At 61.3% G+C, this 18169-nt stretch carries 13 protein-coding genes, 1 tRNA gene and 1 pseudogene; 5 read left to right on the forward strand and 10 right to left on the reverse strand.

Translation table 11 applies throughout. The features are described from left to right. Window positions 1–4: 4 nt before the first annotated feature. Window positions 5–991: a bile acid:sodium symporter family protein gene (locus Q0D44_RS00500; protein WP_294130813.1), complete on the reverse strand. Its 987-nt coding sequence runs from the start codon at window positions 989–991 to the stop codon at window positions 5–7. Window positions 992–1086: 95 nt separating this feature from the next. Between Q0D44_RS00500 and Q0D44_RS00505 the strand changes: the two genes are divergently transcribed. Then, a complete protein-coding gene (locus Q0D44_RS00505; RefSeq protein ID WP_294130814.1) occupies window positions 1087–1845 on the forward strand; it encodes an enoyl-CoA hydratase-related protein in 759 nt (252 codons plus the stop codon). Here the strand turns inward: Q0D44_RS00505 and Q0D44_RS00510 are convergent. From Q0D44_RS00510 to Q0D44_RS00520, 3 genes are all read right to left on the reverse strand, one after another. Further along, window positions 1832–2752, reverse strand: a complete 921-nt coding sequence (locus Q0D44_RS00510; protein WP_294130815.1) for a DMT family transporter — start codon at window positions 2750–2752, stop codon at window positions 1832–1834. The two genes, Q0D44_RS00505 and Q0D44_RS00510, sit on opposite strands and share 14 nt — an antisense overlap. Window positions 2753–2827: 75 nt before the next feature. Further along, complete coding sequence (locus tag Q0D44_RS00515; protein WP_294130821.1) at window positions 2828–3142, reverse strand: hypothetical protein; 315 nt, start codon at window positions 3140–3142, stop codon at window positions 2828–2830. A 63-nt stretch (window positions 3143–3205) separates the two neighbouring features. Then, window positions 3206–3721 carry a MarR family transcriptional regulator gene (locus tag Q0D44_RS00520; protein ID WP_294130833.1) on the reverse strand — a complete coding sequence of 172 codons (516 nt, stop codon included), beginning with the start codon at window positions 3719–3721 and terminating at the stop codon, window positions 3206–3208. A gap of 123 nt (window positions 3722–3844) precedes the next feature. Between Q0D44_RS00520 and Q0D44_RS00525 the strand changes: the two genes are divergently transcribed. Further along, window positions 3845–3919 (forward strand) — tRNA-Gln (locus tag Q0D44_RS00525). 67 nt (window positions 3920–3986) lie between these two features. Beyond that, complete coding sequence (locus Q0D44_RS00530) at window positions 3987–4799, forward strand: abortive infection family protein (RefSeq protein ID WP_294130835.1); 813 nt, start codon at window positions 3987–3989, stop codon at window positions 4797–4799. A gap of 856 nt (window positions 4800–5655) precedes the next feature. Here the strand turns inward: Q0D44_RS00530 and Q0D44_RS00535 are convergent. The 5 genes and pseudogenes from Q0D44_RS00535 to uvrA all read right to left on the reverse strand — a co-directional run bounded on the left by Q0D44_RS00535 (window position 5656) and on the right by uvrA (window position 15991). Further along, complete coding sequence (locus Q0D44_RS00535) at window positions 5656–6015, reverse strand: tyrosine-type recombinase/integrase (protein WP_294130837.1); 360 nt, start codon at window positions 6013–6015, stop codon at window positions 5656–5658. An 82-nt stretch (window positions 6016–6097) separates the two neighbouring features. Then, window positions 6098–6268, reverse strand: a pseudogene (locus tag Q0D44_RS17465) (DUF6538 domain-containing protein); the annotation flags it as partial. Between the two features lie 214 nt (window positions 6269–6482). After that, window positions 6483–11147 carry an NAD-glutamate dehydrogenase domain-containing protein gene (locus Q0D44_RS00540; RefSeq protein WP_294130839.1) on the reverse strand — a complete coding sequence of 1555 codons (4665 nt, stop codon included), beginning with the start codon at window positions 11145–11147 and terminating at the stop codon, window positions 6483–6485. 421 nt (window positions 11148–11568) lie between these two features. Further along, window positions 11569–12738: a hypothetical protein gene (locus tag Q0D44_RS00545; RefSeq protein ID WP_294130841.1), complete on the reverse strand. Its 1170-nt coding sequence runs from the start codon at window positions 12736–12738 to the stop codon at window positions 11569–11571. A 244-nt stretch (window positions 12739–12982) separates the two neighbouring features. Next, on the reverse strand, window positions 12983–15991 hold the full coding sequence (gene uvrA, locus Q0D44_RS00550; protein ID WP_294130843.1) for an excinuclease ABC subunit UvrA: 3009 nt from the start codon (window positions 15989–15991) through the stop codon (window positions 12983–12985). A 673-nt stretch (window positions 15992–16664) separates the two neighbouring features. Between uvrA and Q0D44_RS00555 the strand changes: the two genes are divergently transcribed. Then, complete coding sequence (locus Q0D44_RS00555) at window positions 16665–16871, forward strand: hypothetical protein (RefSeq protein ID WP_294130845.1); 207 nt, start codon at window positions 16665–16667, stop codon at window positions 16869–16871. A gap of 89 nt (window positions 16872–16960) precedes the next feature. Beyond that, window positions 16961–17293 carry a UrcA family protein gene (locus tag Q0D44_RS00560; protein WP_294130847.1) on the forward strand — a complete coding sequence of 111 codons (333 nt, stop codon included), beginning with the start codon at window positions 16961–16963 and terminating at the stop codon, window positions 17291–17293. A 130-nt stretch (window positions 17294–17423) separates the two neighbouring features. Here Q0D44_RS00560 and Q0D44_RS00565 read toward each other — a convergent pair whose 3' ends face one another. Continuing rightward, on the reverse strand, window positions 17424–18167 hold the full coding sequence (locus Q0D44_RS00565; protein WP_294130849.1) for a LytTR family DNA-binding domain-containing protein: 744 nt from the start codon (window positions 18165–18167) through the stop codon (window positions 17424–17426). Window positions 18168–18169: the final 2 nt, after the last annotated feature.

The following is an 18169-nucleotide window of genomic DNA, read 5'->3' on the forward strand; positions in this document are numbered from 1 at the left end:
CCAGCTATATGTCCAGCTCAGTGTCGGCTTTTTCCGCCTGCGCACCGTAGCGTCGCGCCAGCACCGCGCAGGCCATCAGCTGAATCTGGTGGAACAACATCACCGGCAACAATATCGCGCCCACTGCACTGGCCGGGAATAGCAGCCCCGCCATCGGCACCCCGGTCGCCAGGCTCTTCTTCGACCCGCAAAAGACCAGCACGATCCTCTCTGCCCGCGACAGGCCCATCATCCGCCCCAACCCCCAGGTGAAGCCCAGCACCACCGTGAGCAGAGCGACGCAAAGCCCGGCAAGCAACGCCATCTCCCCCGCCGACACGGTCTGCCACAGACCCTCGACCACCGCCGCGCTAAAGGCGGCATAGACCACCAGCAATATCGATCCGCGATCGACCCGCCCGATCATCGCCTTGTGCCGCGCCACGAACCCGCCGATCCACGGCCGAGCCAGATGGCCGATCAGGAAGGGCAGCAGCAATTGCAGCACGATCCCCTCGATCGAGGCCAGCGAGATCAGGCTGCCGTTGCCCGTCCGCTGCATCAGCAGTGCGACCAGCAGCGGCGTCAGAACGATGCCCAGCAGGTTGGAGAAGGAGGCGCTGACCACGGCGGCGGCGACATTCCCCCGCGCAATCGCGGTAAAGGCGATGGAGGATTGCACCGTCGATGGCAGCAGCGTGAGAAACAGCAGCCCCGCCCGCATCCCGTCCGGCACCGCGCCGATATGCTGGCTCGCCAGTCCCAGCAGCGGAAAGACGGCGAAGGTCGTCGCCAGCACTGCAAGATGCAGCCGCCACGCCTTTGCCCCCTCCCATATCGCCGCCCGCGACAATTTTGCGCCATGCAGAAAAAACAGCAGCACAATGCCCGCATCCGCCACGGCATCTGCGATCCGCGCTCCGTCGCCCCGCGCAGGCAGGATTGACGCTAGCGCAACCGTGCCAAGCAACAGCAGCAGGAAGGGATCGATCAGTTCACGAAGGCGGGTCATCAGGCAACCTGGGCAGGGAAGGGCGAAAAAAGGGGGATAGACGCCGCCCCATCGTTGAGCCAACAGATTCGCACAAGTCACAGAGGGAGCGGATCGTGAGCGAGTCTATTGCGGTGATCGAGCAGGGCGGCGTGCTGGAAATCCACATCGACCGGCCCGACAAGAAAAATGCGCTGACCGGTCCCATGTATCGCACCATGACTGCCGCGCTGGCCGACGCCTCTGCCCGTGCCGACATTGGCGTGGTGCTCTTTGCGGGGCGCGGCGACGCCTTTTGCGCAGGCAATGACCTCAAGGACTTCATGGCCGGGCCGGAAGGAGGCGCTGCGGCCTTCGCCTTCATCCGCGCCATCGCCGCCTTCGACAAGCCGCTGGTCGCTGCCGTACAGGGGCTGGCCGTGGGCGTCGGCACAACGATGCTGTTCCACTGCGATCTGGTCTATGCCGCGCCCGATGCGCGCTTCATCATGCCGTTCGTCAATCTGGGGATCGTGCCGGAAGCGGGGTCCAGCCTGCTTGCGCCGGCCGTGATGGGCCATGCCAAGGCAGCGGCGATGCTGATGCTGGGCGAACCGATGGATGCGGAAGGGGCCGACCGCGCGGGCTTTGTCACCGCCATCGTCCCGGCCGACACATTGCTCGACCATGCCCGCGCTAAAGCCGCCGCGCTGATGGCCAAACCGCCCCAGGCGCTTGCCGCCACCCGTCGCCTGATGAAGGGCGATCCGGCAGCACTAACCGCCCGGATTGAAGAGGAGGCGCGGCTTTTCCAGCAATCTCTGGCCTCGCCCGAAGCCCAGGAAGCCTTCACCGCCTTCTTCGAAAAACGCCCCCCGGTCTTTAAGAGGGGATAGGTCCGTCCACCTGTTTGCCAAAGCGTAACTCGCTCACGATCACCGCAGCAACGATCAGCACCCCGCCCAGCAGCGCCATGGGCGGCAGGCGGTCGCCCGCTATTCTGCCGATGATCCCGGCCCAGACCGGTTCCCCCGCATAGATCAAAGTCGCCCGCGTCGGCGACACGGTGCGCTGCGCCCAGTTCATCACCAGCTGGATGATCGCGGTCATCGCGCCAAGGCCACAGGCGGCGATCACCACTGCCCAGGAGAAGGGCGGGATCGCCTCACCCGCCGGGACCATGCAGGCAAAGGCGAGCAGGGACGTCACCGCCAGTTGCACCACCGTCACCCGCAGCACGTTCACGCTGCCTGCCCACAGGCTGATGAAGATGATCTCCAGCGCAATCGCCACCGTGCTGATCAGCGTCAATATCTCGCCCCGGCCCAGCGCCATGCCACCCTCTGGCGCGGCGACCAGCAAAAGGCCGATGAACGCCAGCGCCACCCCGATCCAGCTGGCGAGTCTAGGTCGCCGCCGCAGGATGATCCATTGCAGCACCGGCACCAACGGCACATAGGCGGCGGTAATGAAAGCCGAAGCGCTGCTCGAAATCGTCTGAAGTCCCCAGGTTTGGAGCGTGTAGCCGACGAAAATCCCCAGCCCGATCACCAGCCCCGCCCAGGCTTCACGCCAGGTCAGCCCGCGCAGTACCGGGATCGCCAGTGGCAGGGTCAGCAACGCCGCCGTGCCGAAACGCAGTCCGACAAAGTAAAGCGGTCCCGACTGCGTCATCGCGCCATGGACAATCAGGAACGTCCCGCCCCACAGCATCGTCACGCCGATCAGCGCGAGTTCGGGACGGCCGATCAGCCAGCGGCTGGGGGCAGGGGGACGGTCAAGGACGGCGGCGGCTTGGGTCATGCGCCGACCGCTATGGACCCCGCAGGGCGCGGTCAAGCCGAGGGTGCGCGGCATGAGGGCCGCGCCCCGGACGGATCATTCGTTCTTCAGGTCCTTGCCTGCTTCTTCCAGCGATGCGCCGACATCGCGCTTGGCGGCGTCCGCCTTGCGTTCAGCGTCGCTGGTTGCTTCGCTCGTCGTCGCGCCGATCTTTTCCGCGCCCTCGTCGATTGCGCGTCCGGCCTTGTCCAGCCCATTGTCGATCTTGTCGCCAGCGCGATCGACCGACTGGCTGATGTCATTGCCGATCGAAGCGCCGGCATTTTCGACGCTATCCTCGGTCTTTTCCGAGCAGGCCGAGAGGCTGGCGACCGACAGGACCGCAAGTGCGGCCAGAACAGATGTGCGCATGATGGCTCCTTTTCCCATTTGCGTGGAGCGACATAAGCGCAGCAGGCGCGATAAGGTTGCGTGCTATCCGCCGCGCAGCCCGAACACCATCGACCGGTCCTGATCGGGGATCAGCCCTTCCAATACCCGCCAGAAACCGGTGACCGACCCTTGCCCCGCCTGCGCATAGGCCGCGGCCATCTTCTCGCGCAGCGCGCGGAACAGTTCCGCCTCCAGCGTCGCGCCCGCCGCGCTCAGCCGCAGCAATTTCTGGCGACGGTCGTTGGGACCGGGCCGCGTCTCGATATAGCCGCGCTCGATCAGGTCATTGAGAACCCGCCCCAATGACTGCTTGGTGATCGCCAGCAACCGCAGCAGATCCTTGACCGTCAGGTCGGGCTGGCGCGAGATGAAATAGAGTGCGCGATGATGCGCCCGGCCCAGCCCGATCGCCGCCAGCCCTTCGTCAATAGACCGGGTCAGGGCCGAATAGCCGAAATAGAGCATCTCGATCCCGCGCCGTATCTCATCCTCGCGCAGGAACAGCGGGGAGGCAGGCGACATTTGGGCGGAGGAAGGCGATGAACTGGTGACGGTCATGGCTGCGTTGATCCAGCGCGGGAGGAAAGTATCCTAATGCCGTCCCAAAAGGATGATGACTAGGCTTTCCTTTCGCCAATCACACGCTATATGCCTGACCGCGCCGACGAAAGTCGGCCCTGCTGGGGCGTCGCCAAGCGGTAAGGCAGCGGCTTTTGATGCCGCCATGCGCAGGTTCGAATCCTGCCGCCCCAGCCAAACACAGATTTTCCTTATAATACATAAACTTACGGGTAATTTTTCTCTGATTGTGTGACAGGTCTGTGTGACAGGTTCGGATGACTTCTTTAAACCATCGGGATCAGCGGATGATGGCTTTGACCCTGTCGCATCATTGCCGACAGACAGGATTGAACGTGCCCTCACCTTCCGCACCGCCTTAATCAATGAAGCAACTGGCGGCTCAATGAGTAGCGCCGTCTACAAGGTTCTGCGGGCTGAGCTGTTAGCCGATCCGAGCTTAGCCTCGCTCGTGCCCCGTTTCATCCGCGTCTGTCAGGACAGCGGCGATTTCTGGCAGTTCATCAAGGCCGAGTACAGCACTTATGCCGAGCGCAGAACGTATCTGAGGGAACAGTTTGCGCCGCTCATGGAAAGGATTGAGCAAGGGGCCAGCCCTAGCTCCACCTTCATTACGGAGGGGTTACAGACATTCGATGCGGCGGAGGTGCATCGTGTTTGGTCGAAGGCCATCTCTCGATGTGAGCAGGACCCAGAAGGAGCGGTCACTTCAGCGCGCACACTGCTTGAAAGCGTCTGTATGTACGTCCTTGACGGTATTGATGCCAATACACCCCTCTACGGCCCTGGTGATGATCTCCCGAAACTATATCGGCTGACTGCCGAGAAGCTTAATCTTGCCCCGTCCCAGCATACTGAACAAGTTTTCAAACAGCTGCTCGGAGGATGCGTGACGGTGGTTGAGGGTGTGGGCGCAATCCGAAACCGCCTTGGTGATGCCCACGGCAAGGGGCGTCGGCCTGTACGGATTGCCGCTAGGCACGCGCATCTAGTCGTCAATCTTTCAGGCGCTATGGCGCTTTATCTAGTGCAGACCGCTGCAGCGCGCGGTATTTGATCGGACCGCAAGGTTTTTACGAGGGGGGGGGGCCGGGTGCAGGGACAGTGGATCGGACGTTGCGAAGGAACGAACTCGGGAACGGTCATTATCGATGTGGACGATTGCGGGCCATTTTTTCAAGGCACCGCTGCTCTCTTTGAGGATGAGCAAGGCTTGCCGGGGAGCTTTGTCAGCTTTAGGACACTTGACCGTGGAAGAGAACATCAGTTCGATGAACTAACCGTTACGCCTTTAGACCCCACCAATTATAATTTCAGCGATCGTGATGCCCTCGTTGCGTATTATAAAAACGCTGGTCACGAGTTGACATTCCCAAGGACCGCCAGTGTTCACCTGAAGCTAGAAGGCGATGTCCTAAACGCGAGCTGGAAAACCGACATAGGGACGACCGGAAGCGCGGCTAGGCACCTGCTTGAGCCAGCCGACGCTGGGGCCGCGCCGCCGCCTTGATAAGAATACGCCGTAGGTTGTGTGGACGGAGCCGCCGGGGGAGCCTTGGAACAACGCCCGGAGTTCGGTGAAGGTTGTCGGCGTCCCCGACCGGCAGGCCATCGCGGCGAACATGAATACGGCCATTTGGGTTGATGACAGGCGGGTCGGGGTGGCGGACGCCAAAAACGCAAGTCCCAGCGCCCATGTGCGCAAGCTAGGAATCGCCTCCATTTCACTTACAGTCCCGCGCACCCTTCCTGCCCCTTCTCCGCCCGGTGCATTGTGGCGGACGGCACGATGGTTTGTCACCCGTGCCAATCGACTTTTCTTCGACCAGAAAACAGAAAGTTACGGCGGGTCGATTCCCTCAAATGTCGGGAAATGAACTGGACTGCGTCGTAGCAGTAGGAGCAAGGCTCCTTTATGCGGAAGGCAGGTTCACGCCGGGATATGCGATCATCGCCACGATTGACGCCATGCGCGCCAGCGACACGGTCTTGCCGTAGGTCTTGAACGTAAACACCTTCTCGTGTCCGACCAGCTGCGCCACCTCGTTGGCCGGAATGCCTGCCTCTTCCAGCTGCCCCACGAAGTTCTTACGAAACGAGTGGAACACCTTGCGCCGGTCATTGAAGCCCCGCGCTTGCTTCAGCCGTGAGAACTCCCGGCCAGCGTCGGCCCCTGCTTTCTTCCCCGGCCCTTCTTCGTTGAATTGAGGCCACACGCGGCCCGATGATTTGCCCGCAGCGCGCTCCGCCAGCCATGACAGGGCGGGATGCAAAGGCAGCTTCTTCGCGAACGCGGGCGTAAATCGCGCGCAATGACCCGGTGGTCGGGTCTGCCGTATTTGCCAGCCCGCTCCACTCCAGCCGCAGGGTCGCCTCCCAAGCCCCTGCCTCGACCCGCGCCAGTTTCCTGTCGGAGGTTCCTAAGGTTTTCTGGAGGAACTCTTTGCCGTCGTAAAGGAGTTGCATTTCCTTCGGAATGCGGACCTTGGCGGAGTAGCGATTGTGGCGGAGGATCAGGGTAGCCATGTGTCATCTTTGCCCGTGTGTGACAGGTTTGTGTGACAGCTATGTGTGGCATAACCACCGGTAAATCAACAGAATATATACGATCCAAGGCCTTAACCCCTGTCTGGCTCAGCCTCCTGCCGCCCCAGCCAATTTTCCTGAACATCACCGAATCACCCTGACAGGGGAGGCGGAGAAGGCTTCTGCCTTCCGCGCCTCCCGTCATGGGGATGTCTTACCGCCCCAGCAGTCCGCGGGCCTGGCCCGCAATCTCCGCCAGCATCGCGACATTGGGGGTTGCCGCCGCTTTGGCGCGTTGCACAAGGGTGCGGAACTGGCGGATACGCGGACCGCGCTGGATCAGCCAATGTTCGACATGGGCCGAAATATCCTTGCCTTTCCCCTGCGCCAGGAAATCGAGCCGGACCTGCTGCATGTCGCGGGCGACGCCGGAAATCAGCAGTCGCTCCCACGGGTCGGTCGGTTCCATGCGCGCGGCGGCGGACTGGACCCAGTCGATGCCCACTGCTTCGCCCAGATGGGTGAAGGCGCGGGTCAGCGCGATTTCATCCACGCCCATCTTTCCGGCCAGCGCTGCGATGCCGACCGCACCGTCTAGCTTGAACAGCCCCGCCGTGCGCCGCGCCAACGCCTCTGGCGCGCCAAGCGCCAGCAGCCTGTCCGTCACCGCATTGGTGCGTCGCTGCGCCTCGCTGGTCAGCAGATCATCGACCTGCGCCGCCAGTGATCCGACGCCCTGGGTCAGTGCCGTCAGACCTGCGCTGGGCAGCGTGCCCGCCGGCTGGCTGCGCAAGATATCGGCAATCTGCGCCCGCATCCCGCCGGCAATATCGCCGAACAGGGCAAGACGCGCGCTTTCCGCCATATCGGCCGCGTCAATGTCTGCCCATAGCGTGCCAATGTCATAGAGCCGCTCGGCGATCAGGAAGGCGCTGGCCATGTCGCCCAGCGAACAGCCTTCCTCCTCCACAAGTTCGAACGGATGAATGAGGCCCAGCCGGTTGACGATGCGGTTGGCGACCTTTGTGGCGATAATCTCTTTGCGCAGGGCATGGGCAGCGATCGCGTCAGCTTCCTTCTCCTGCATCGCAGCGGGGAAGGCGGCCATCAGCTCGCCGGTCATGCTTTCATCGCTGGCGAGGTCGCCTTGTTCGATCGCGTCCTGCAAGGTCAGCTTGGCGGTGGACAGCAGCACGGCCAGTTCCGGCCGGGTCAGCCCCTGTCCATCCTGTCCGCGCCGCAGCAACTGGTCATTGGCGGCAAGTCCTTCAACCTGCCGGTCCAGTCGCCCGCTTTCCTCGAACGTCTCGATCAGCCGCACATAGCTTGCCAGATCCGCCGCGCCGCCACTTTCGGCAATCGACAGGCCAAGCGCCTGCAAGCGGTTATCCTCCAGCACGATCGCGCCGACCGCATCGGTCATGCTTTCCAGCAGGGCATTGCGCTCCTCGAACGGCAGGCGGCCCTCGGCCATCTCCTTGTTGAGGGCAATCTTGATATTGACCTCATTATCCGAACAATCGACGCCTGCGCTATTGTCGATGAAATCGGTGTTGATCCGCCCACCGCGCAGCGAAAAGGCGATGCGCCCCGCCTGTGTCGTGCCCAGATTGGCGCCTTCGCCAATCACCTTGACCCGCAGCTGCTCGGCATTGACGCGCAGCCGGTCATTGGCCGGGTCACCGACATCGCCATGGCTCTGCGCTGCCGCTTTCACATAGGTGCCTATGCCACCGAACCAGAGCAGGTCGGCAGGGGCTTTGAGGATCGCGGAAATGAGTGCGGTCGGCTCCATCTCCGCTTCCGTCACGCCCAGTATCGCCTGGATTTCCGGGGTCAGCGGGATGCTCTTGAGCGCGCGGGAAAACACCCCGCCGCCCTTGGAGATCAGCGCCTTGTCATAATCCTCCCAGCTCGACCGGGGCAGCTGGAACAGCCGGTTACGCTCCTCCCAGCTCTTGCCCGGATCGGGCGCGGGGTCGAAGAAGATGTGGCGATGGTCGAACGCGGCGACCAGCTTGATCGCCTTGCTGAGCAGCATCCCGTTGCCGAACACGTCGCCCGACATGTCGCCACAGCCCACGACGCTGACCGGCTCACTCTGCACATCAACGCCCATTTCGGCAAAGTGGCGCTGCACCGAAATCCATGCGCCACGCGCGGTGATGCCCATCGCCTTATGGTCGTAACCATTGGACCCGCCGCTGGCAAAGGCGTCGCCCAGCCAGAATTTGCGGTCGAGCGCGATGGCATTGGCTACGTCGCTGAAAGTGGCGGTCCCCTTGTCGGCGGCGACCACGAAATAGGGGTCGTCGCCGTCGCGCACCACGACTTGCGCGGGATGCTTCACATGGTCGTTGACGATATTGTCGGTGACCGACAGCAGCGCGCGGATGAAGATGCGATAGCTTTCGGTGCCTTCCGCCAGCCAGGCGTCGCGATCGACCTGGGGGCTTGGCAATTGCTTGGGATAGAAGCCGCCCTTGGCCCCGGTCGGCACGATCACGGCGTTCTTGACCCGCTGGGCCTTCATCAGGCCAAGGATTTCGGTGCGGAAATCGTCGCGCCGGTCGGACCAGCGCAGCCCGCCGCGCGCCACGGGGCCGGCGCGCAGATGGATGCCTTCGACCCGCGGGCTATAGACCCAGATTTCGCGCCATGGCAGCGGCGCGGGCAGGCCGGGCACCTGCGCACTGTCCAGCTTGAACGCCAGCGCCTCGACCGCTGCCTTGCTGAAGAAATTGGTGCGCAGCGTTGCGCTGATGACCGCGCGCAACAGGCGCAACACCCGGTCCTCGTCAATTGCCGTGACCGCTTCGAGTCCGGCGTCGATCGCGGCCTGCGCCTCTGCCACCCGCGCGTCCGCGCCATCGCGCGCGGCGGGATCGTGCAGCGCTTCGAACAGGGTGATCAGATTGACCGCAACCCCCTGCGCCCGGCGCAGCGTTTCGGCAAAGGTCGCCATGCCATAGGCCATGCCGGTCTGGCGCAGATAGCGGAACAGCGCGCGGAACAGCACCACCGATCGCGGGGTCAGTCCGGCGGTGACGATCAGTTCGTTGAACCGGTCATTTTCCGCCCGGCCTTCCAGCACCTGGGCGATCGCTTCGGTGACTATGTCGGCGCGGGCCACGACGCCCTGCGCATCGCCGCCCGCGGGCAGTTCCAGCACGAAACGCTGGACATGACCCAGCGCGCCGCCATCAATCGCCGTCGTCATTTCCTCGATCACGCGGAAACCGAAATTCTCGAACGCCGGGACCACTTCGGACAAAGCGATCGTCACATGGCTGTAGAGTTTGAGCCGCAGCCGTTCGGCGCTGTCCTCCGGGTTGCGATAGATGCGGATCGCCTTGTCGCCCGGACCGGACAGACCGTGGATCAGGCGAATGTCGATCGCCGCTTCGGCTGGCCCCGCGCCATTGCGATAGACCGCCGGGAAGCCCCCGGCGTAACGCTGCGCCAGCGCGGCGGCGCGGCCCGGCTCTTCGGTCTGGGTCAGCGCTTCCTCGACAGCGGGCAGCCAGCCACGCACCATTTGCTTCAATTGATGGTCCAGCGCCACATCGTCCGGCACCACGCCGCCTTCGCGCAGGTCGAGCGTGATGCGCAGCAGCGCGAGGCCACCTTCCTCCAGCGCGATCGACCAGCTGAGCACCGGGCCATTGGCGGCTTCCGACAGCATGTCCTGCACCGCTACCCGTCGCGCGGTCGACAATTCGTCGCGCGGCAACCAGACGAAGGCGTAGAGATGCCGCGCCAGCGCACTGGTCGCCAGCGCCAGCTTGGGCCGGGGCCGGTCGGTCAGCGACATGAAGGTCAGCGCCAGCCGCTCCAGCGTCTCGCGATCGAAACCGATGGTAATGTCATGGGGCAGGGCGGTCAGCGCATGGGCCAGCGTCTTGCCCGCATGGCCCGCGGGATCGAAGCCGAACTTGTCCATCAGATTCGACAAGGTCGAACGCAGCAACGGCACCTTGTCCGGCGTCGCCGACAGGCCCGAACTGGTCCACATGCCCGCATGGATCGACAGCGCCTTGACCTCGCGCCCTTCGCGCACGGGGACGATGATCAGGTCGAGCAGCACATGGCGATGGATGCGCGAGATGCGGCTGGACTTGATGATCAGCGGCGTGCGCTTGCCTTCCTCGAACCAGACGAACGCCGCCTCCAGCGATGCGGGCGCGATCAGCGTCTTGTCGCGCAGGGTGCAGATGCCCAGCCGCGACTGGGTGGTGCCGTCGCGGTTGCACAGCTCATGCCCGGTCTGGGTGAAATGGCGCGCCAGGAACCAGCGCAGCAGCGCCGCGCCTTCCTCGTCCGGCACCGCGTCGGCGTCCGCCGCCATCGCCGCCTGCATCGGCGCCCAGTCGGCCACCGCCGCCCGCACATCGGTCAGCGTATCGCGCAGCGCCTTTTCCAGCCCCCGGCGCGCCTTGGCGTCGGCCCGGTCAGCCTCGATATAAATCATCGATTCGCGGCGCGCGCCCGGCACGTCATCGTCCAGGATCGCGGCGAGCGTTCCGTCGGCATGGCGCGTCACCGACAGGACTGGGTGCAACAGGCGGTGGATGGTGATGTCGGCGGCGGCCAGCGTGTTGGCGATGCTGTCGACCAGGAAGGGCATGTCGTCATTGACGATCGCGATCCGCATGTAGCGGCCATTGGCGCCTTCGCCCAGCGTCTCGACCATGATCGCGGCGTCGCCCGGCTTGCGCCCGTTGGCGGTGCGGCCCAGGAAGGCGGCGGCGGCCGCTATGCCCTGCTCGTCCAGTCCTTCGCGTTCGCCGGGCAAGGCACCCCGCTCCAGCGCTGCCTCCAGCGCCTCCCGGATGAACGTATCGACTTCCTTGATGTTCGCGTCCGCCAGCGCCGTCATTCGCCTAACCTCTCACGCGGGCTTGTCCCGCTTGGAATTGAACGGAGGAGACGCTGGATCGCCGCCATGCGACTCCTCGGCTTTTGACCGTCTATATGCCTCCGCCCATGGGGAGGCTCAACCCTGTTTGTGAAATAAAGTGTCTTAGCGTTGAAATAATATGATGCAGCGCAACATGCCCCGCGCGTGGTGGCGGGGCAGATGGTGGCGCGACTATCGGCCAGCCCGCGCCGCATGTCGAGCGCGGATAAGGGCGCTTCTGGAGCATTTTCCCGCGATCCGCGCCGACCGGGCAGCGCGTCGTGCCGTATTGGCATCCTTGCTCACGATGTGCGATTTCCGGCACATGTGAATAATGCGATTTCGAAGCCAGGATTAGGATAGGATGATCTGTTCGCTCATAAGTTGGTATGAGTTGGGCCTAACCCTTGTCACAACTTGCGGGTGCCAAATTGCCCCGTTTTGAGGGTTTTATTAGTTGTAAGGTATCTCTTAAGGTGGCCCATCGTGGCCATATTTGGTTAAGATAGCTCAAATAATAATCCATAATTTTCGGCATGTCTGTTACACTATTACCTGTAATCAGTACAGCTGCAGATAGCATTCCGAAATAAAACTCAACAATTTTCTTATAAGGATTATCAGAAAGTTGATGATGGCGCAAAAATTCTGCTATAGTTAGCTGGGTGCACCAAGATCTAATATCAGAACTGGAATGGGTGTTATTAAAAGTATAATATTCACTATCGCGGTGAGGAATTGCATCGTCGCCGAGGAACATAAGAAATGAACACACTAAAGAAAATTCTGCTAAAGCTTCGGGATTGTTAGCCGAAAATTTGAGAAACTCCGGTGCTTTTGAATACCGATTATTCATAGTACTCTGTACCATATTCAACCAGCCAATTGCCGCGAAAGCGTCAGCGTCAAATTCCAGAGTGTTTTGGGTTCTCAAGGATGAGATTTCATCCGCAAACAAAGGAATTCCATCCATGTAAAGGAAATCATTTTTAGATAATATAAAATCTAAATGACCATTTAAGATATGGCCAATTTCATGGAATATCACCGTCCCAAATGTTCCGCACAATAATTTGAAAATTGAAGGGTCTTTACTAGTTATGATATCTGGTATCCCATCATATCTGGGCAGATTTTTATAATTTTGTTCTGTTATTGTATCGTGCAAGTCATTTGATATGCCAGTGAATTTTTTTCCTGCTTCGGTGCATGGCCATATGCTGCAATTCCTAAGTAGTAAGCCAATAAGTCCACTAAAATAACAAATGACATATCTATCTTTTATTTTTGCGCAAAACGCATTGGACAATTGATCGGAATCTATAAAACAAATATTTATATTTGATTTACATTCCCATGTAATTTTGCAAAAATTAATAATATTGTCTGCAAGATTGCATAGGACGGCATTTATAGGTGAAAAATGATAAATGTCTTGATGGCTTATTATTTTACCTATAATTCCCTTTTTGATCATTATTTGTTCGACATCTCCAAATCTATTATCAGGCAGATAGTATTGAAAATAATGACCAAATGATCCTGAATATTCGTCATCAGATATATTCATTTAAATAATTCCCGAAAATATTATGACGAAATTCAATTAATATCACAGAAATTTTTATAAATATTCTCTATTTATAACTATAATCTGCATAATTTTTCTGCAAAATATCGAATAATTCGCTGAATATTTTATCGAAAAATTCTGCTAATCAAATGAATACGCATGGCATTATTTAATTTCATGCGTATTAAATATAGTATCGCATTAATGACCGCACGCGCATCATTACCTTTTATGGCATGTCTTACTTCGCTGTCCTTGAAACGGATTTCTGGTTGGGCGCGCCAACGCTGTCGGATGGTCTCGATGCGCTCAAATGACCAGAATCCGGTCGCTCTGCTTCCCTTGCCTTCGAGTTGGACAAAAGGGGGGCAAGATAATAGCCGGTGAAACTGCGTGGCTCCTTCGCGACCTTTTCCGGCGTGCCTTCCGCCACAACCTCGCCGCCCTTGACGCCGCCTTCCGGTCCCATGTCGATGATCCAGTCCGCCGTCTTGATGACGTCCAAATTGTGTTCGATCACGACGACGCTGTTGCCCTGGTCGACCAGCGCGTGGAGGACTTCGAGCAGTTTGCGGACATCTTCGAAATGCAGGCCGGTGGTGGGTTCGTCCAGGATATAGAGGGTCTGGCCGGTGGCTCTGCGGGCGAGTTCCTTGGCGAGTTTGACGCGCTGGGCTTCGCCGCCCGACAGGGTCGTGGCCTGCTGGCCGACCTTGACATAGCCCAGGCCCACTTCGGCGAGCATGGCCATCTTGTCGCGGATGGGCGGGACGGCCTTGAAGAACTCGACCGCATCCTCGACCGTCATGTCCAGCACGTCGGCGATCGAGTGGCCCTTGAACTTCACCTCCAGCGTTTCGCGATTGTAGCGCGCGCCGTGGCACACGTCGCACGTCACATAGACGTCGGGGAGGAAGTGCATCTCGATCTTGATCAGGCCGTCGCCGGTGCAGGCTTCGCAGCGGCCGCCCTTGACGTTGAAGCTGAAGCGGCCGGGCTTGTAGCCGCGCGCCTGGCTTTCGGGGAGGCCCGCGAACCAGTCGCGAATGTTGGTGAAGGCGCCGGTATAGGTAGCCGGGTTGGAGCGGGGGGTGCGGCCGATGGGCGACTGGTCGATGTCGATCACCTTGTCGCAATGTTCCAGACCCGTCACCTTGTCATGCGCGCCAGCCAGGATGCGCGCGCCGTTCAGCGCGCGGGCGGAGGCGGCGTAGAGCGTGTCGATGGTGAAGCTGGACTTGCCGGAGCCGGAGACGCCGGTGATGCAGGTGAAGGTGCCGAGCGGGATGCTGGCCGTGACGCCGGTCAGGTTGTTGGCGCGGGCGTTATGGACGGTGATCTTCTTGCCATTGCCCTTGCGGCGCTTGGCCGGCACGTCGATGCGGCGGGTGCCGTTCAGATAATCGGCGGTGAGGCTGTTTTTGGCTTTGAGGATTTCAGGCAGCGTGCCTTGGGCCACGATCTGGCCGCCATGGATGCCTGCGCCCGGCCCCATATCGACAATATAGTCGGCGTGGCGGATTGCGTCCTCGTCATGCTCGACGACGATGACGCTGTTGCCGAGGTCGCGGAGGCGCTTCAGCGTCACGAGCAGCCGGTCATTGTCGCGCTGGTGCAGCCCGATCGAGGGTTCGTCGAGGACGTAGAGGACGCCGGACAGGCCGCTGCCGATCTGGCTGGCGAGGCGAATGCGCTGGGATTCGCCGCCCGACAGCGTGCCTGACGTGCGGTCTAGGTTAAGATAATCGAGGCCGACATTGTTGAGGAAGCCGAGGCGCTCGACAATTTCCTTGAGGATGGCCTTGGCGATCTGGTTCTGCTGGTCATTCAGCTTCTCCGGCATCGCGGTGAAGAAATTGAGCGCGTCCACGACACTGCGGCGGGTGGAGAGGGAGATGTCCTCGCCAGCAATCTTGACCGCGAGCGCTTCGGGTTTCAGGCGCGCGCCGTGGCAGGTTTCGCAGGGCTGGGCGCGCTGATATTTGCTGAGTTCCTCGCGCATCCAGGCGGATTCGGTTTGCAGGAGGCGGCGGTTCAAATTGCCGATGACGCCCTCAAACGCTTTCTTCACCTCATAGCTTTTGCGGCCGTCCATGAATTTCAATGTTACCGGCTTGCCGCCGGTGCCGTGGAGGATGATGAGCTTCACCTCGCCGGGCAGGTCGGCCCAGGGCGTGTCGAGGCTGAACCCGAATTCGCGGGCGAGCGAGCCGAGGACTTGCATATAATAAGGCGAGGGCGGGTTGGATTTGGCCCAGGGGACGACCGCGCCCTTTTTGAGGGACAGGGCTTCGTTGGGGACGACGAGTTCGGGGTCGAACTCCTGCCGTTCGCCGAGGCCATCGCAGGCGGGGCAGGCACCCATCGGGGCGTTGAAGGAGAAGAGGCGCGGCTCGATCTCCGCGATGGTGAAGCCGCTGACGGGGCAGGCGAATTTTTCGCTGAACACGATGCGGTTGGCGGGGATGCCGGACCCCTTCATCCTCTTGTCGGCGGCGGGGGCTTCATCCTCGCGGCCCGGCACGACGCCATCGGCCAGATCCACAAATGCCAGCCCGTCCGCCAGCTTCAGCGCCTGCTCGAAACTGTCGGCCAGGCGGGTGCCCATGTCGGGTTCCACGGCCAGGCGGTCGACCACGACTTCGATGTCATGCTTATACTTCTTGTCGAGCGCGGGGGCGTCCTCGATCAGCATCATTTCGCCGTCGATGCGGACGCGGGTGTAGCCCGCCTTCTGCCATTCGGCCAGTTCCTTGCGATACTCGCCCTTGCGCCCGCGCACGACGGGAGCGAGGAGGTAGAAGCGCGTGCCTTCCGGCAGCAGCATCACGCGATCGACCATCTGGCTGACGGTCTGGGCGCTGATCGGCAGGCCGGTCGCGGGGCTGTAGGGGATGCCGACGCGCGCCCATAGCAGGCGCATATAGTCGTAGATTTCGGTGACGGTCGCAACGGTGGAGCGCGGGTTTTTCGACGTGGTTTTCTGCTCGATACTGATCGCGGGGCTTAAGCCCTCGATATGCTCGACATCGGGCTTCTGCATCATCTCCAGAAACTGGCGCGCATAGGCGGAGAGCGATTCCACATAGCGCCGCTGCCCTTCGGCATAGATGGTGTCGAAGGCGAGCGAACTTTTGCCCGATCCCGACAGGCCGGTGATGACGATCAGGCTGTCGCGCGGCAGATCGACATCGACGCCCTTGAGATTATGCTCGCGCGCGCCGCGGACGGATATGTGGGTCAGACTCATGGGGCGTGTTGTTCCAGATTTGTTCTGATCCGGCAAGACCATCTGCCAGTCGCCCCGACAGATGGGGCGAGGGCAAGGATTTGAGAAGGGAAAATCCGCAGCGTGGGGCGGAAAGAGGCTTGTCCTGCACCAAAGACATGGGCGCGCGGTCAGATGCTATGTCGGATTTTCTTAGCCATGACGTAGCGTTATCGGCCCAAGTCGAGGGTGCGCTGGCTATCGCTGGATGGCCGCCGTTGGACGCATGATGTCGTTGGTGGACGCAGGTTGACGGTTTGTCGCCCGATCATGCTGCCGGGCGTGTTGCGGGGGCAGATTGTCGAACGGTGGGTTCGCGCCGCCGTGTTGGAGCTATGATGGGCGTCATGCAGGATACGGTTACGCGAATGTCGCACCGTCTTTCCCGCAACAGTTTATAGCGATCCCGGTGCCCGACAGCATCCTGGATACGCCCCCGGCCATCCCTTGCGCCGGGGGCGTTTTACAAAGCCAATCGACAATTAGCCCATGTGGGCCTGCAAAGCGCGATTTTCTGCGCTCCGGTGCTCACCTACTTTGAGTAGGCTGCGCTCCGGTGCTCCAAAATCACACTTTTCGCCTCCACCTGAACTCACTGTCGATCGGCTCTGGCTTGCTTTCCGCTCCGAACGAGCCTTCCCCAAACATAATAGTTATGAGCGTGGGCTTTCCGTTACGGCAGATGTCGTTTGGCGGGGCGGTGATGTCGTTCGTCGCGCTGTTTGTCTGTGCCGCGCGGCGCTTTGTCGATGGCAGTGTCGTTGGCCGATGCGGGGTGCTGCCGGTCGAAGTGGGCGGGCGCGCTGACCGCCATGCGCCTAAACAGGGTGGGCGAACGGGAGACGGCGCCGCCCCCAAATGACCCTAAGGCCCGCCCCGTTCGCACCCGAACCGCCGCCAGCCCCTAACAGGCAGCGGCCGGGCCACAGCAGATTTTGAGGAGACAAGCCGATGTTCCGTTCGACCCTTTTCGCCGCGCTGGGTTCGCTTGCGCTGATCGCCACTGCCGGTTCGGCCAGCGCTGGAGAATTTATTTCTAACGGCCGCACGAGCGAAGTGCGCCATGGTGACCTGGACCTGTCCAAAGCATCTGACCAGCAGCAACTGCGCCAGCGCATCGCCCGCGCGGCAAGCAGGGTGTGCAAGTCGGACGACCGCTCCACCGCACAGGCGTGCAAGGCCATGGCGATCGCGCAGGTCGAAGCGCCGATCAGCGCCGCCATTGCCCGCGCCGAAACCAGTGAACGCTATGCCGATGCAGGTGCGAAGGGCGTGCAGAACTGATTGCTGCAATGCCAGCCCAGACGTGAAAAAGCCCGGCGGATGCCGGGCTTTTTTGCGTGGGGCTTGCGCATGGCCCCTCCGTCAGCGCTTCGCGCTGCCACCTCCCCAAGACAAGCTTGGGGAGGATTTTTTAGCGTCCGGTCATGGCGCGGGCGTTGGCGAGGAAGGTGCGGCCGATGCGGATTTCATTGCCGTCGGTGAGCGCGGCGAACCAGACGCCGCTGCCGTCGTGACGCAGGCGGGCGATATGGTCGCGGCGGACGATGTGGGAGCGGTGGAGGCGGACGAATTGCTGCGGGTCGAGCCGCTCCTCCAGGCTGCTGATCGTCTGGTGCAGCAGATAGCTGTGGCTGCCGACATGCAGGCGCATATAGTCGCGCTCGGCCTCGATCCTGTCGATCTGGTCGGTGGCGATGCGGATCAGTTCGGATCGGTGGGGTACCCAGAATTCCTCGGCCCAGTCGGGTTGCGGCTCGGCAGGGGCGGGGGTGGTTTCGGGCGCGCGGTTGCGCAGCGCCGCCTCCACCCGGTCGATCGCGCGGGTCAGGCGATCATGCGCGACGGGCTTGAGCATATAGTCGATAGCGGCAAGGTCGAAGGCTTCGACGGCGAAACCCTCGAACGCGGTGACGAAGATGACCGCCGGGCGGATGCCCATGCGCCCGACGGCACGGGCGACGCCGATGCCGTCGAGCAGGGGCATGGCGATGTCGAGCATGACAAGGTCGGGCTTCAACCCCTCGATCAGGCGCAGCGCGGCTTCGCCATCGGTGGCGGTGCCGACCAGCGCAATGCGCGGTTCGCGCGCGCACAACATCTGGAGCCGCTCGACCGCGAGCGGTTCATCGTCAACGATCATGGTGCGGATGGACATGG

The organism is Sphingobium sp. (assembly GCA_023266575.1).
GTDB lineage: Bacteria > Pseudomonadota > Alphaproteobacteria > Sphingomonadales > Sphingomonadaceae > Sphingobium.

Coding starts and splice junctions, on each gene's coding strand:
- uvrA (WP_294130843.1), bottom strand. CDS start 15,991: ATGAGTCTGACCCACATATCCGTCCGCGGCGCGCGCGAGCATAATCTC.
- Q0D44_RS00540 (WP_294130839.1), bottom strand. CDS start 11,147: ATGACGGCGCTGGCGGACGCGAACATCAAGGAAGTCGATACGTTCATC.
- Q0D44_RS00500 (WP_294130813.1), bottom strand. CDS start 991: ATGACCCGCCTTCGTGAACTGATCGATCCCTTCCTGCTGCTGTTGCTT.
- Q0D44_RS00565 (WP_294130849.1), bottom strand. CDS start 18,167: ATGTCCATCCGCACCATGATCGTTGACGATGAACCGCTCGCGGTCGAG.
- Q0D44_RS00515 (WP_294130821.1), bottom strand. CDS start 3,142: ATGCGCACATCTGTTCTGGCCGCACTTGCGGTCCTGTCGGTCGCCAGC.
- Q0D44_RS00545 (WP_294130841.1), bottom strand. CDS start 12,738: ATGAATATATCTGATGACGAATATTCAGGATCATTTGGTCATTATTTT.
- Q0D44_RS00510 (WP_294130815.1), bottom strand. CDS start 2,752: ATGACCCAAGCCGCCGCCGTCCTTGACCGTCCCCCTGCCCCCAGCCGC.
- Q0D44_RS00520 (WP_294130833.1), bottom strand. CDS start 3,721: ATGACCGTCACCAGTTCATCGCCTTCCTCCGCCCAAATGTCGCCTGCC.
- Q0D44_RS00555 (WP_294130845.1), top strand. CDS start 16,665: ATGAGCGTGGGCTTTCCGTTACGGCAGATGTCGTTTGGCGGGGCGGTG.
- Q0D44_RS00560 (WP_294130847.1), top strand. CDS start 16,961: ATGTTCCGTTCGACCCTTTTCGCCGCGCTGGGTTCGCTTGCGCTGATC.